This is a genomic window from Pseudonocardia sp. MH-G8 (genome assembly GCF_002262885.1).
In the GTDB taxonomy this organism is placed as follows: domain Bacteria; phylum Actinomycetota; class Actinomycetes; order Mycobacteriales; family Pseudonocardiaceae; genus Pseudonocardia.
The window spans coordinates 992,538-1,006,068 of sequence record NZ_NKYF01000001.1; the positions used below are offsets into that span (position 1 = coordinate 992,538).

The window sequence follows — 13,531 nt, forward strand, 5'->3', positions numbered from 1 at the left end:
AGCCTCACCTGGAACCGGCGGTAGAAGGCCCGTTCCGGGCCCTTCAGTGGTGCATATCACGCGCCGACGGCCCCGGCGACCGCCGCGAGCACCGCTTCCGGCCGGGTGGCGAGCTCTCCCCGCCCGAACCGCAGAACCCGCGAGTCGCATGCGGGCTGCGCACGGGCCGCGCCGTCGGTGCACCCGGGCGCGGCCTCCACGACGACGCGGGCGGAGGGGAAGACGACCGCGCGCCTGCCGGGGTGCCGGTGCCAGCCGCGCAGCCCCGACGTGCGCAGCAACCGCACCAGCGCCGCCTCCGCCGCCGCACCTGCGAGCAGCGGGGCGGCTGCGGACGTCGGGTGGCGCGCGTGCGCCCCGAGCACCTCGGCCCACCCGACGCGCTCCTCCAGTGCGCGGTCGAGCAGCAACTCCCCCTCCCTGCCGCCGAGCTCCCGCGCCGCCTCCAGGACGGTGAGCCCCGCCGCGGTGACCGCCACGCCGCGGTGCAGCACCCGATCCTCGACCGGGAGTGGCCGGCAGCGGACCGCCACTCCGGCGCGCGGGGGCCGCCGCGTGGGCGCGGTCAGCCGCAGCGTGGCGGGTGGCCGGGCGAGCAGCCCGAGCCACCACGCGGCCGTCGCACCGCACAGCGCCGCCCCGTCCCCCGCCCACAGCAGCGCCGCCCGGGCTCGCGCCTCGTCCTCGCGACCGTGCCCAGGGACCCGGTAGACGCACGGGTGCAGCGGGTGCCACCGGCGCGTCCGCAGCAGGTGGTCGACGGCCGCGCCGCTGAGACCGGCCCGCAGTGCCTGGTCGCGGGAGACGACGCCCGCCTGACGCGCGATGAGGAGGTCGAGGGACATGCCGGCATCGACGACGCCGGCACCCGCGCGGTTCCACGGGATTCACAGGTGTGAACGCCGATCAGCGGGGATCAGCGCTCGCCGTCGCCGCCCGTGGAGCGTTCGCGCAGCAGGGCCACCAGGTCGGCCGCGACGGCGCGATCGGCCTCCACCCACTCGATGCCCGGCACGTCCGCCGCGCCGGCCCACCGGAGGGCGGCGTGCTCCAGCGGGCGCGGCTCCGGGCCACCCGGGACCGGTACGGCCGTGTGCACCCTCAGCAGCATGTCGTCGAGGAGGATGTCGGTACCGATGCGCCCGGTCACCCGCACCAGGGCGCCGAGCTCCTCGCGCAGCTCGCGCACCACCGCCGCGGGCTCCGCCTCTCCCGGCTCGACCCGCCCGCCCGGCAGTTCCCAGCGACCCGCGAGCGCGGGCGGCCGCGTGCGCTGCGCCGCGAGGACGGTGCCGTCACGCAGCAGCGCGGTGGCGACGACGACGGGCCAGCCCGACACCTCCGCCGCGCGCTCGACGAGCACCTCGGACCGCGCGGCCAGCAACCGCAGGACCAGCTGCCGCCCCCGCACGACGTCCCCCACGCGCCCCAACCCGCCCAGCGGCGCCGTCCAGGCCACCTCGTCCAGCACGAGGGTCCCGGCGGCGGTGGCGGTGAGCGTCACGCGGTGCGTCAGCGTGCGCAGCGGCCCGCCGACGAGGACCGTCTCCATGCCCTGCGCGTCCACCCTGACGACCCGCGAGCGCACCGGCACGCGGACCCCGGGGGCCACCCGGACGCCGATGCGGACCTCCTCCCCCAGCCGCAGCAGCGCGTTGCGCGCCGCGAACCGGTGACCGCACCGGCGCAGGGCCTCGGCATGGGTGGCGGCGGCCCGCAGGACGCCTGCGACGGTGCGGCGCGGAGCGTCGATCAGCACGGTCGAGCGCAGGACAGGCACGCCCCGATCGTGGCAGCGCCGGCGCACACGCTCCGTCGGGACCCGCCACGTCGGCGTTCCGAAGGGCCACGACCAGGTGAAATCGCCCTCGGGCAGGGACCGCGGCGGCGCGCCGCTCGTACCGTGATCGATATGGCTGCACCTCAGCAGGCGCCGATCCCCGCCGCCCCCGCGTTCGCCGTGGTGCGCCGCGGGTACGACCCCGACCAGGTCGCGTCGCACCTGAGCCGGATCGACGCCGAGACCACCATCCTCGCCGCGGACCGCGCTGCTGCGGCCGAGCAGGCGGCCCAACTGAACCAGCAGCTCACGTCCTGCCGCAAGGAGCTGGACGCCGCCCGCACCGAGGTCGAACGGCTGCGCGGCGAGCTGCGGGTGCTGTCGGGGCCGCCGGACACCGTCGGCAGCATGAACGACCGGCTCCAGGTGATGCTGCGCCTGGCCCGCGAGGAGTTCAGCGGGATGCGGGCGGGCGCCTCGGCGCAGGCGGCCTCGCACGCCGCCGACATCATCGCCGCCGTCGGCGCCGAGCCCGGTGACGTGGGCGGCTTCGGGTTCGACGAGGACGAGCTGCGGGGCCCCCGCGACGAGTCCGAACTCGAGCAGCTGCGCCGCACCGCCGCCGAGGAGCGGGCCCGCCTCGACGAGGAGGCGGCCACCCGGCGGGCCGCCGAGGACGAGGAGTTCCGCCAGGTCCTGGCCCTGCGCTGCCGCGAGGCCATGGCCCAGCTGGCCAAGATGCAGACCGAGGCGATGCGCACCGCGCGCCGCGTGATCGACGACGCCGAGGACCAGTCGCGTTCCGTGCTCGTCGACGCCCGGGAGGCCGTGCGCCGCACCGTCGACGACGCCCAGCGCGAGGTCGACGACCTGCACGCGCTGCGGCAGCGGCTCGCCTCCCACCTCGACACCAGCCGCCAGTTGCTCAACCAGGCGATGCCCGACCCCCGGGCCGCGGCGGCCGTGTTGAACGCCGATCCCGGGCTGCCGCCCACGCATGCGCAGCAGGCCCCCCAGCAGACCCTCCAGCACGCGGCCCTCGCCGAGGACCGCAGCCCCGGCACCGCCGGACCCGCGACCACCCCGGCGGCCGTACCCGCCGGCCACCAGGCGCAGGACCGCGGTCCGGACGCCGGATCGCCTACCGCCGCATCCACCGGCGAGCACCGCACCGGCGCGGGCGGCGGGACGGAGACCGGCCGGGCGACCTCGCCGTCGGGCACCTCGCAGTCGGGCACCTCGCAGTCGGGCACCTCGCAGTCGGACACCTCGCCGTCGGACACCGGTCGGCACGGCGCGGACGCCGAGGGCGCGCACGCCACGACGGCCGCACCGCACGAGGCTCCGGCGGCTGTTGCTGCACCGGCCACCGAGCCCGGCGAGCAGCAGCACGCGGCCGCGCCCGTCGCGGACGGCGGAACCACCTGGCCGCGGCCCGCCCCCGAGAACACGGGCCGGGACGCGTCCCCGTCGACCGGGCCGACGCAGACCGGACCGACCGGGCCGGACCCGACCACCGAGCAGCAGGCGGACCCCCCGGCCGCGCGACCCGTGCCGCTCGCCGGGGCGGTGCCCCAGGCCGCTGGGCCCGACACCCCGGCCACGCAGCAGACGGCCGGCCCGTCCGGGGCCCCGGCCCTTCCCGCGATGGCCAGCCTCCCGGTGCCGCCCGGATGGCCGGTGGCGCCCGGTTCCGTCCCGGTCCCGGTGCCGGTGTCGCCCTCGAGCACGCCGTCGAGCGGCGGCGCGCCCGGGACGACGCCGACCACGTCCCCGCCCACCGGTGCCCCCGAGGGGTGGCCGGCGCGGCACGCCGCTCCGGACGCGGGAGCGGGCCTCGAGCAGACCCAGCCCGGGCTGCCGGAGTTCATGCGGGGGGCACGGGACGAGACGTCCACCGACGACACCGGCCGCGCGCAGCCGGTGCGCATCCCGCCGCGCGACCTGCCGGACGCCGACGTGCCGGGCCCGTCCCGCACCCCGCTCGAGGAGCAGGACCAGCAGATCGCGCCGCCGCGCCGCTACCCCTGAGGGCATCGTGGGGCGCGGCCCGGTAGGTGCGGGTCGTGCCGATCAGGCCTGCTTCGCGGGTTCCCGGACCGCGAGCGCGGGCCAGCGCACCTCGATGCGGCCTCCCCCGGTGGGGGTCGCCCCCGCAGAGACGATCCCGCCGCGCCCCTGCACGAGCGCTGCGACCAGCGCCAGCCCGAGGCCGGCGCCTCCGCCGGCCTCGGGTGCGATGCGCACGAACCGGTCGAAGACCCGCTGCCGGTCGCCCTCCGGGATACCGGGTCCGTCGTCCTCGACGAGCAGCCGGACCACCCGCCCGGCCGGCAGCACGCTGATGCGCACCAGGGAGCGGGCGTAGCGACGGGCGTTGCCGACGAGGTTGTCCAGCACGAGGGCCACCTCAGAGGGGCTCGCCCCCACCTCGGCCGGCGTGGGTGCGACGAGCTGGAGCACCGGCTCGTCGACGGCCACGCAGTCGGCCCGCGCCATCGCGGCACGCGCCGCCGCCACGAGGTCGACCGGTTCGGCGGGCGGGCGCTGCCCGGCGTCGGCACGGGCGAGCGCGAGCAGGTCGGAGAGCATCGTGGTGAGCCGCGTCGCCTCGTCGACGACGGCGTGCAGCGTGTCCTCGGTCAGCGCGGGGTCCGGGTGCATGACGGCCACCTCCGCCTGCGCGCGGATCGCGGCCACCGGGGACCGCAGCTCGTGGGCGGCGTCGCCGGTGAACCGCTCGAGCCGGGCCACGGCGTCGTCCCGGCGGGCGAGCAGGCCGTTGAACTCCTCGGCGAGCGCGCGCAGCTCGTCACGGGGGGTCGGGACCGGCAACCGCTCCCCCGGCGGGAGAGCGGCGGCCGCGGTGCGCATCCGGTCGACCGGGCGCAGCGCGGCGCGGGTGGCCAGCCAGGCCGCGAGCACCACGGCGGCGGCCACGAGCAGCGCCCCGATCACGAGACCGAACGCGGCGTGCGCCAGCAGCATGGCGCCGCCCACGATGTCGGAGGTCACGATGACGAGGCGGGTGGCCCCGTCCGGTGTGACTGCGGGGACCGCGAGCCAGCGGCGCAGCTCCTTCAGGTCGCCGACGCTGAACGCCGCGCCTCCCGCGAGGACGCGTACCTCCTCCGGCCCGAGCGGCAGGCGGGGTCCGCCGTCCATCGGCACGCCTGCGGTGTCCACGATGCGCCGTTCCGGCACGCTCAGCTGTTCGGCCGGGATGCCCTCGGCCAGCCTGTCGGCCACCACCTGGGCGTCGCCGCGCAGCTCGGCGTCGGCGGCACCGAGCATCGTGTCGTAGAGCAGGCTCACGGCGAGCCTGCTCAACGCGAGCAGGGCGATCACCGCCACCGCCCCGACCACCAGCGTGATCCGCAGCCGCAGCGGTCGATCGGACCACCAACGCCGCACGGCACTCATGGTGACTCGACGATGTACCCGTAGCCGCGCACGGTCTTGAGCACGTGCCCGGCGCCCACGGCGTCGAGCTTGCGTCGGACGTAGCCGACGTAGACCTCCACCACGTTGCGGCTGGCGGCCTGCTCGTCGCCCCACACCAGGCGCAGCAGCTCGTCCTTCGCGACCGCCGTGTCCGGGCGGCTGGCGAGCGCGTGCAGCAGGGCGAACTCCCGTGGCGACAGCTCCACCACGTCGCCCTCCCAGCTCACCGAGCGCGCCGCCGGGTCGACGAGCAGCCGTCCGAGCCGAACGCGCTGCCCGGTGCGGCCGAGCGCGGCGTCGCGGCGCCGCAGTATCGCCCGCAGCTGCGCCACCAGGACGACGAACGCGAACGGCTTCACGAGGTAGCCGTCGGCCCCCAGGTCGAGACCGTCAGCCTGGTCGAACTCGCCGTCCTTCGCCGAGAGCAGCAGGACCGGCGTGTCCACGCCCGCGGCCCGCAACTGCTCCAGCACCCGGTACCCGGACAGACCCGGGAGGATGATGTCGAGCACAACGGCGTCGAAGCTCCCGGTGAGCGCGGCCTCCAGCCCGGCACGGCCGTCGGCGACCGCCACGACCTCCATGCCCTCCGCGGTCAGCCCCCGCGCCACCGCCGTCCGGATACCCGGCTCGTCGTCCACCACCAGCACGCGCGCCACGTGCCAGAACGCTACGGCACCGGGGCATCCGCCCACCTCAGAACACTCTCAGCGGACGTCAGTCACGCTATGCCCATGGCCACAGGGCTCAGGAGCAGGACGGGACGCACGGTCGCCGCAGGAATCGCGGTCGCCGGCGCGGTGGGGCTGGGGCTGCTCGCCGCCCCGGCCGGGGCGGGCGCGCAACCGCAACTGCCCCCCGTCGATCCCGAGGAGCTGGTCCGCTCGGTGCTGGCCGCCGAGCCCGTCGCGTTCGGCGGCACGGCCGAGCTGGACAACGCGCTGGGGCTGCCGGCCCTGCCCGGCATGCCCCAGGCGGCCAACGGCACCAGCACGGCGCGGATCTGGTCCGACGGCGAGAAGCGTGGTCGCATCCAGCTGCCCACCGAGTCGGGCGAGCGCACGCTGGTCTCCGACGGCGAGACGTTCTGGTCCTGGAACTCCGCCGACCGCACGGTCACCCGGTCGCCGGAGGGCGCGCGCGACGCCGCGGGCGCCGACCCGAGCGCCGCGGCCGACGAGGCGCTGGCCGCGCTGCGCCCCACGAGCGAGATCCGGGTCGACGGCACCGCCGAGGTGGCCGGGCGCGCCGCCTACGAGCTGGTGCTCACCCCCGCGTCGTCGGAGCGCACGCTGCTGCGCGAGGTGCGCGTCGCCGTCGACGGGGAGCACCGCACGCCCCTGCGGCTCACGGTCGTGGCCACCGGCTCGTCGGAGCCGGCGATGCGGATCGGGTTCACCGACATCACCTTCGGCCCGCAGGACCCCGAGCTCTTCACGTTCACGCCGCCACCGGGCGCCACCGTCGAGGACGCGCAGCGCCCGGAGGACCACCCGGGCGGGCCCGGAGGCGACGCGGAACCGACGATGGTGGGTGATGGCTGGGACACCGTCCTCGTCTCCACCGTCCCCACCGGTCCCGACGCGCAGCGCCCGGAGGGCGTGCCCGACCTCGCCGAGCTGGGCAGCCCCGTCACCGGCCCGTGGGGCAGCGGCCGGCTGATCAGCACCGCCGTGGCGAGCGCTATCGTCGCCGACGACGGGCGGATCGCCGCCGGCGCCGTACCCGAGCAGGTCCTCACCGAGGCGTTGGCCCGGTGACGAGCACGCCATCGGTCTCCGCGGCGCCCGCCACGGCGGGCGCCGCTCCCGTCGGGGACGTCGCGGCGCGGGCGGTCGGGCTGCGCAAGGTGTATGGCCGCACGGTCGCCGTCGACGGGATCGACCTCACCGTTCCCGCCGGGTCCGTGCTCGGCATGCTCGGCCCGAACGGCTCCGGCAAGACCACGCTCATCCGGATGTTGCTGGGGCTCACGCGGCCCACCGCGGGGGCGGTCGAGCTGCTCGGCCACCCCGTGCCCGACGAGGCGGGACGGGCGCTGCCGCACGTCGGCGCGCTGGTGGAGGGCCCCGGTTTCCACCCGTTCCTGAGCGGGCGCGAGAACCTGTGCCGGTCCGCGGCCATGGAGCCGCTGCTGGCGAGCCGGGACATCCCCGGCGCGGTGGACCGGGCGCTGAAGCGCGTCGGCCTCACCGACGCCGCCGACCGCCGCTTCCGCGGCTACTCGCTCGGCATGAAGCAGCGCCTCGGGCTCGCCTGCGCGCTGCTGCTGCCACGCAGGCTCGTCGTGCTCGACGAACCGACCAACGGGCTGGACCCCGCCGGCACCCGCGACGTGCGCCGGATCATCGCCGAGCTGCACGCCGCCGGCGCCACCGTGATCGTCTCCTCGCACCTGCTGGCCGAGGTGGAGGCCACCTGCACCCACGTCGCCGTCCTGCAGGCCGGCACGCTCGTCGCCGCGGGTGAGCTGCACGCTCTTCTGGCCTCTGGGAGCTGCGGACTGGAGATCGCCACGCCGGACGTCGAGCTCGCGCTGCGCACGTTGCGCACCGCGGGCGCCACGGCCTACCGGGCCGAGCGCGACAGCTGCGAGGAGCAGGCCGTGGTCGTCGGGGACGACGGTCCGCCCGCGCCCGAGGTGATCGCGCTGCTCGTGCGGTCGGGCGTCGCGGTCCACGAGGCCCGCCGCTGCAGCACCAACCTCGAGGAGCTGTTCGCCCGCCTGACCGAGGAGCTGACGTGACCACCGCCGCGCCTGCGGGCGTCCCGCTGCACCGGCTGCTCGGCGCCGAGCTGCGATGGGTCGTGCGCCGACCCCGGACCCTGGTGATGCTCGGCGTGTTCGCGCTGGTCCCGGTGCTGATCTCGATCGGCGTCGCGGTGGCCGACGGCGACGACGGGCCGGGCGCAGGCCTGATCGGCGCGGTCGCGGGCAACGGGCTGGTGCTGCCGGTCGCCGCGATCACCATCTCCCTCGCGCTGCTGCTCCCGCTCGCCGTCGCGATGGCCGCGGCCGACGCCATCGCGGGCGAGGCCGCGCACGGCACCCTGCGCGGCCTGCTCGTCGCACCGGTCGGACGGCTGCGGCTGGTCGGGATGAAGGCGTTCGGCGTGCTCGTCGTAGCCACGCTGGCGGTGCTGGCGCTCGCCGTGGTCGGGGTGGTCGCCGGGCTGGTCGTCGTGGGCGGCGCGGAGGGGCAGCTCGTCACGCTGTCGGGCACGACCGTGGGCGTCGGGGAGGCGCTCGCGCGGGTGACGCTCGTCGTCGCCTGGACGCTCGGGCAGCTCGCGGCCGTCGGCGCGGTGGCACTCGCCGTCTCGGCGTTCACCGAGCACCCGCTCGTCGTGCTGGCCTCCGTGCTCGGTGGGCTGATCGTGTTCGGGGTGCTCTCCACGATCCCGGCCCTGGAGTGGCTGCAGCCCTACCTGCTCACCACGGGCTGGACGGCGTCGGCCGACGCCCTGCGCGACCCGCTGCCCCTCGGCGGAATGGCGGAGAGCACGATGCGCGCCCTCTGCTACGTGGCGGTGGGCGGCGGGATCACGGTCTGGCGGATGCTGCGCCGCGACGCGTAACCCCCTCCCCGCAACGAACGGCACTTCCGTCACGTCCTAGCCGACGAAAGCGCCGTTCGTTCGAGACGTGGTGTCCACCTCGGGGGCCGGCTGTCCACAGAACACCGGTTGGCGCCTTTCCGGGGCCCGCACCGTGAAGCGTGGACGCCATGCCTCGTCGCGTCGTCGATCTCCCATCGCACCGCGTCGCCGCGCTGTGCGGCGCCACCGTGGTCCGCGTCAAGGACCTCGAAAGCCTCGGCCTGAACCGCGCAACGATTGCCCGGCGGTGCCGTCCCGGTGGCCCGTGGCAGTCGCTCGCGCCCGGCGTCGTCGCGCTCCACAACGGCCCTCGCAGCCGCGACGACCGCAGGCGGGGCGCCCTCGTCCACGCGGGGCCGCGTGCCCTCATCACCGGACTCGACGCCCTCGAGCTGCACGGCATGGAGCGCGTCCCTTCCCCGAGCGGGCCGGTGCACGTCCTCGTGCCCGCGGACCGGCGGCGCGTGGGCTACGGACTAGCACTCGTGGAGCGCACCGTCCGGCTCCCGGAATCCGAGCCGGGCCGGTGGCCGCTCGCTCCGCTGCCCCGTGCCGTGCTCGACCACACCCGTCGCTGCAGCGACCGCGATCTCGTGCGTTCCGCGATCGCCGAGGTCGTGCAGCGCGGCCGCGCGACGCCTGCGCAGTTGCTCCAGGAGCTCGACACCGGCGTGCAGCGCGGCGCCGGCATCTCGCGCGAGGTGCTCCGCGAGGTCGCCGACGGCATCCGCTCGGTCGCGGAGGCCCGGGCGCGCGCATTCCTGCAGGGCAGCCGGACGCTGTCGCCCGCCTTGTGGAACCCCCGGATCGTCGACGGGTCCGGCCGCTTCGTCGCCGTCCCCGACGCCTGGTTCGACGACGTCGCGATGGCCTGGGAGCTCGACTCCCGCGAATGGCACATGAGCCCGGCCGACTACGAGGCCACTCTCGAGCGGCGCTCAGCCATGACCGCCGCCGGCATCCTCGTGATCGCCACGCCGCCGAGCCGCATCCATCGCGCCGGCCCAGCCCTCCTGACCGAGCTCGAGGCCGCGTACGCCCAGGCCACGCGGCGCCCTCGGCCCGCGCTCTACGCCCTTCCCCCAACGAACGGCACTTCCGTTGCTTCCTAGCCGACCAAAGTGCCGTTCGTCCGGCAAAATGCACCCATGGCTCGCGACCTGCTCCACGACGAGGACATCGCCCGCGCCCTCGGCGACCTGCCCGGGTGGGAGCGTGACGGTGACTCGCTCGTGCGCACCGCCGAGCTGCCGTCCTTCCCCGCCGCGATCGCCGTCGTGGACCGGGTCGCGGCGATCGCCGAGGAGCGCGACCACCACCCGGACATCGACATCCGCTGGCGTTCACTCACCTTCCGCTGCTCCACCCACTCCGAGGGCGGCATCACGGAGCTGGACGTCGCGCTGGCCGAGGCGATCTCCGCCGAGGTGGAGCGCACCGCAAGCTGACCCGGTCACCCCACGGACACCGGCTCCGGCACCGGCGCACGCCGGATCCTTGCCCGCAGGCCCACCAGCAGGGCCAGCACGACGAGCCCGAGCGCGGCGGCGATCTCCGGCAGCACCAGCACACCGGCAACGTCGATCACGACACCGCCGAGCACCCCCGCGAGGCCCATGCCGAGGTAGATCGCCGAAGCGTTGAGCGAGAGCACGAGCCCGCCCGACGGCGCGAGGTTCAGCAGCAGGGTCTGCACCGGCGGGTTGAACGACCAGGTGAACACGCTCCACACGAACAGGGCCACTGCAGCGCCCACCGTGGTCGTCGCGGTCAGCGGCAGCGTCGCGATCATCACGATGAACCCGGCTATCACGGCGAGCAGCGTCGGGATGCTGCCGAACCGGTCGGTGGCCCGGCCGCCCCACGCGTTCCCGAGGATCGCGCCGAGTCCGTAGACGAGCAGCAGGCCGCCGATCGCCGAGGTGCCGAGCCCGGTCGTCACGGTGAGCAGCGGGACCACGTAGATGTAGACGCTCATCGTGGCGACCACGCCGAACACGGTGACGGCCAGCACCATGAGCACGCGTCGGTCGGCCGCCACGGCGAAGCGCTCGCGCAGCGGCACCGCGGGCGCGCCGGCCATCAGCGGCAGCCGCATCCGCACGGCCACCGCCATCGCGAGGCTGACGACGGCGACGAGCCCGAACACGCCGCGGTAGCCGAGGCTGCCGGCCAGCAGGGACCCCGCGGGGACGCCGAGCGCGAGCGCGACGGTCAGCCCGCCGAACACGATGGCGACGGTCCGGCCGCGCTCGGCGGGCGGGCGCAGAGCGGTGGCGAACAGCGTGGCGGCAGGCGTGAAGGCAGCGGCTCCGAGCGCCGCGACGACCCGGCCACCGAGCAGCAGCGGGTAGGTCGTCGCGACGGCGGACACGGCGTTGCCCAGGGCCGCCACCAGGAGCGCGGCCAGCAGGAGGCTGCGGCGCTCCCAGCGCGCGGTGAGCGTCGCCAGCAGCGGGGCGCTCACCGCGTAGGCGAGCGCGAAGGCGGTGGTGAGCTGGCCCGCGGCGGTGAGCGAGACGCCCAGCTCGGCGCTGACGGTCGGCAGCACCCCCGAGACGACGTAGGCGCTCGTTCCGACGGCGAACGCGCCGGCGGCGAGCAGGTAGGTACGTGCGGACATGCGATGGGCCCTCCCCGAGCACTGGTACGACGAGCACCGTACTACGAGACTGGTCGAACTACGATAGCCGTCGTACAATTTTCCGCATGCCCGTCGAGCAGCACGACGCCGTGCTCCCGCAGCCGCCCCGCGAGGAGATCCGCATCGAGCAGGTGCTGGCCGCCCTGGGCGACCCCGTCCGGCTGGTGTTCGTGCGGGAGCTCGCGAAGGAACCGGCTGTCGGGGTTGCCTGCGGTGTGATCCCGCTGCCCGTCACGAAGTCCACGCGCACCCACCACCTGCGGATCCTGCGCGAGGCCGGGGTCATCACGATGCGCGCCGAGGGCACCCGTCGAATCGCGTGCCTGCGCCGCGACGACCTGGACGCGCTCTACCCCGGCCTGCTCGAAGGCGTCCTCGGCGCCCCCCACTGAGCCGTCGATCCCGCAACGGCTTGACTTGGCGCCGTGACCAGCGACCTCCTTCCGCCAGGCGACTGGGCCCCGGTGCCAAGTGGGGAGTCCGGCGCGACCGTGCACCGGCGGACGGACGGCGCCGCGTTCGCGAAGTGCGTGGACCGGGACGACGCGGCCGCCCTGCGCGGCGAGCGCGACCGGATCCACTGGCTCTGCGGCACCGGCGTCCCCGGACCGTCCGTGCTCGACTGGTCCTGCTCCGACCTCGGCGCCTGCCTGGTGACGAGCACGGTCCCCGGCGTCCCGGCCGGTGAGCTCCCCTCGGGGTCGCTCCTGGCCGCGTGGCCGTCGATCGTCGGCACGTTGCGCGGGCTGCACGCGCTACCGGCCGCGTCGTGCCCCTTCGAGCGCGGGCTGGAGACGATGTTCGCGACCGCCGAGGACGTCGTCGCGCGCGGCGCCGTGCACCCGGAGTTCCTCACCGAGGAGCAGCGCGACGTCCCCGTCACCGACCTGCTCACCGGCCTGCGCGCCGAGCTCGGCACACGCCTCGCGCAGGAGCCCGGCGACCTGGTCGTGTGCCACGGCGACGCATGCCTGCCCAACTTCCTCGTCGACCCGGACACGCTCACCTGCACGGGCCTGATCGACCTCGGCCGGCTCGGCACCGCGGACCGGCACGCCGACCTCGCCCTGCTGCGCGCCAACGCGGGCGAGTCGTGGACGGGGGACGACGCCGCCCGCGCCGAACCCCTCCTGGGCGGCGTCGACCCCGCGAGGATGCGCTTCTACCTGCACCTGGACCCGTTGACGTGGTGAGCCGATCAGAAGCGGCGGTTGGCGAGGACCGGGACCGTGGCCCTCGCCCGCTCGACCGCCTCCAGGTCCAGGTCCGTCACCAGGAGGCCGGGCTCGTCGGTCAGCTGGTGGAGCACGGTCCCCAAGGGACCGACCACCGTGCTGGCGCCGATGCCCGTCGGCGCCTTGCCCGCCTCGCGACCGACGGTCGTCGGGTCGGCCTGGTCGCACGCCGCCACGAAGGCCGTGCTGTCCAGGGCCCGGGCGCGCACCAGGAGGTCCCACTGCTCGCGCTTGCCCGGCCCCGCGCCCCATGACGCCGGCACCAGGACCACCGCGGCACCACGCGTCGCGAGCTCCTGGAACAGGCCCGGGAAGCGCAGGTCGTAGCAGGTGGCCAGGCCCACCGTGACGCCGTCGACCTCGACGCTCACCGGCTCCGTGCCGGGCGCGACCGTGCGCGACTCTGCGAACCCGAACGCGTCGAACAGGTGGATCTTGTCGTAGCCCGCTTCGACGCCGGCGCCGGTGGCGAGCAGCGTGTTGTGGACGCGGCCGTCGTCGGCGGGGGTGAACATCCCGGCCACGACGGTGAGACCGGCGTCGGCGGCGATCGTCCGCACCCGCTCGGCCCACGGCCCGTCCAGCGGTTCGGCGACCGGGCCCAGCGGCACTCCGAAGCAGCACATCGTCGCCTCGGGGAACACCACGACGGACGCGCCCGCCTCCGCGGCGCGACGCGCACCGTCCTCGAGCAGGGTGAGGTTGTGCTGCGGGTCGGGCGTCGAGACGATCTGGGCGAGTGCGATCCGCACGCGGGACCTCCTTGTCGAGCGGGCCGGCCACCCAGTGTGCCTCCATCGGCTACAGTGGCGCCCGTGCAGCGCCAGT

At 75.7% G+C, this 13,531-nt stretch carries 14 protein-coding genes; 8 read left to right on the forward strand and 6 right to left on the reverse strand.

Features of this window, described 5'->3' with window-relative positions; genetic code table 11:
• Positions 1 to 56: 56 nt before the first annotated feature.
• Positions 57 to 845: a type IV toxin-antitoxin system AbiEi family antitoxin domain-containing protein gene (locus tag CFP66_RS04690; RefSeq protein ID WP_094920587.1), complete on the reverse strand. Its 789-nt coding sequence runs from the start codon at positions 843 to 845 to the stop codon at positions 57 to 59.
• A 71-nt stretch (positions 846 to 916) separates the two neighbouring features.
• Positions 917 to 1,780, reverse strand: coding sequence for an NUDIX domain-containing protein (locus CFP66_RS04695; protein ID WP_233159137.1), 864 nt, complete (start codon positions 1,778 to 1,780; stop codon positions 917 to 919).
• A 132-nt stretch (positions 1,781 to 1,912) separates the two neighbouring features.
• Between CFP66_RS04695 and CFP66_RS04700 the strand changes: the two genes are divergently transcribed.
• The gene (locus tag CFP66_RS04700; protein WP_094920589.1) at positions 1,913 to 3,811 is read left to right on the forward strand and encodes a hypothetical protein; all 1,899 of its coding nucleotides are present in this window, start codon (positions 1,913 to 1,915) and stop codon (positions 3,809 to 3,811) included.
• Positions 3,812 to 3,853: 42 nt separating this feature from the next.
• On the opposite strand, the gene CFP66_RS04705 is transcribed toward CFP66_RS04700, so the two are convergent.
• Positions 3,854 to 5,203: an ATP-binding protein gene (locus tag CFP66_RS04705; protein WP_094920590.1), complete on the reverse strand. Its 1,350-nt coding sequence runs from the start codon at positions 5,201 to 5,203 to the stop codon at positions 3,854 to 3,856.
• Positions 5,200 to 5,874, reverse strand: a complete 675-nt coding sequence (locus CFP66_RS04710; protein ID WP_094921544.1) for a response regulator transcription factor — start codon at positions 5,872 to 5,874, stop codon at positions 5,200 to 5,202. The genes CFP66_RS04705 and CFP66_RS04710 overlap by 4 nt, the downstream gene beginning before the upstream one ends.
• An 84-nt stretch (positions 5,875 to 5,958) precedes the next feature.
• Between CFP66_RS04710 and CFP66_RS04715 the strand changes: the two genes are divergently transcribed.
• From CFP66_RS04715 to CFP66_RS04735, 5 genes are all read left to right on the forward strand, one after another.
• Positions 5,959 to 6,984, forward strand: coding sequence for a hypothetical protein (locus CFP66_RS04715; protein ID WP_094920592.1), 1,026 nt, complete (start codon positions 5,959 to 5,961; stop codon positions 6,982 to 6,984).
• A complete protein-coding gene (locus tag CFP66_RS04720; protein ID WP_094920594.1) occupies positions 6,981 to 7,970 on the forward strand; it encodes an ABC transporter ATP-binding protein in 990 nt (329 codons plus the stop codon). The genes CFP66_RS04715 and CFP66_RS04720 overlap by 4 nt, the downstream gene beginning before the upstream one ends.
• Positions 7,967 to 8,803, forward strand: coding sequence for an ABC transporter permease subunit (locus CFP66_RS04725; protein WP_094920595.1), 837 nt, complete (start codon positions 7,967 to 7,969; stop codon positions 8,801 to 8,803). Before CFP66_RS04720 ends, CFP66_RS04725 begins: the two co-directional genes overlap by 4 nt.
• Before the next feature lie 149 nt (positions 8,804 to 8,952).
• On the forward strand, positions 8,953 to 9,936 hold the full coding sequence (locus CFP66_RS04730) for a hypothetical protein (RefSeq protein WP_094920597.1): 984 nt from the start codon (positions 8,953 to 8,955) through the stop codon (positions 9,934 to 9,936).
• Positions 9,937 to 9,972: 36 nt separating this feature from the next.
• Complete coding sequence (locus CFP66_RS04735) at positions 9,973 to 10,272, forward strand: 4a-hydroxytetrahydrobiopterin dehydratase (RefSeq protein ID WP_094920598.1); 300 nt, start codon at positions 9,973 to 9,975, stop codon at positions 10,270 to 10,272.
• A gap of 5 nt (positions 10,273 to 10,277) precedes the next feature.
• Here CFP66_RS04735 and CFP66_RS04740 read toward each other — a convergent pair whose 3' ends face one another.
• On the reverse strand, positions 10,278 to 11,447 hold the full coding sequence (locus CFP66_RS04740) for an MFS transporter (RefSeq protein WP_094920600.1): 1,170 nt from the start codon (positions 11,445 to 11,447) through the stop codon (positions 10,278 to 10,280).
• An 86-nt stretch (positions 11,448 to 11,533) separates the two neighbouring features.
• Here CFP66_RS04740 and CFP66_RS04745 point away from each other — a divergent pair, with 86 nt between their 5' ends.
• Positions 11,534 to 11,860: a helix-turn-helix transcriptional regulator gene (locus CFP66_RS04745; protein WP_094920602.1), complete on the forward strand. Its 327-nt coding sequence runs from the start codon at positions 11,534 to 11,536 to the stop codon at positions 11,858 to 11,860.
• Positions 11,861 to 11,893: 33 nt separating this feature from the next.
• Entirely contained in the window at positions 11,894 to 12,661 is a 768-nt protein-coding gene (locus CFP66_RS04750; RefSeq protein WP_094920604.1) for an APH(3'') family aminoglycoside O-phosphotransferase, read from the forward strand.
• A 5-nt stretch (positions 12,662 to 12,666) separates the two neighbouring features.
• Here the strand turns inward: CFP66_RS04750 and CFP66_RS04755 are convergent, their stop codons facing one another.
• Entirely contained in the window at positions 12,667 to 13,455 is a 789-nt protein-coding gene (locus tag CFP66_RS04755) for a carbon-nitrogen hydrolase family protein (protein ID WP_198961236.1), read from the reverse strand.
• Positions 13,456 to 13,531 lie beyond the last annotated feature (76 nt).

Excerpts from the sequence above, each read along its gene's own strand:
- CFP66_RS04690 (WP_094920587.1), bottom strand. The coding sequence starts at position 845 with ATGTCCCTCGACCTCCTCATCGCGCGTCAGGCGGGCGTCGTCTCCCGC.
- CFP66_RS04700 (WP_094920589.1), top strand. The coding sequence starts at position 1,913 with ATGGCTGCACCTCAGCAGGCGCCGATCCCCGCCGCCCCCGCGTTCGCC.
- CFP66_RS04705 (WP_094920590.1), bottom strand. The coding sequence starts at position 5,203 with ATGAGTGCCGTGCGGCGTTGGTGGTCCGATCGACCGCTGCGGCTGCGG.
- CFP66_RS04715 (WP_094920592.1), top strand. The coding sequence starts at position 5,959 with ATGGCCACAGGGCTCAGGAGCAGGACGGGACGCACGGTCGCCGCAGGA.
- CFP66_RS04730 (WP_094920597.1), top strand. The coding sequence starts at position 8,953 with ATGCCTCGTCGCGTCGTCGATCTCCCATCGCACCGCGTCGCCGCGCTG.
- CFP66_RS04735 (WP_094920598.1), top strand. The coding sequence starts at position 9,973 with ATGGCTCGCGACCTGCTCCACGACGAGGACATCGCCCGCGCCCTCGGC.
- CFP66_RS04740 (WP_094920600.1), bottom strand. The coding sequence starts at position 11,447 with ATGTCCGCACGTACCTACCTGCTCGCCGCCGGCGCGTTCGCCGTCGGA.
- CFP66_RS04745 (WP_094920602.1), top strand. The coding sequence starts at position 11,534 with ATGCCCGTCGAGCAGCACGACGCCGTGCTCCCGCAGCCGCCCCGCGAG.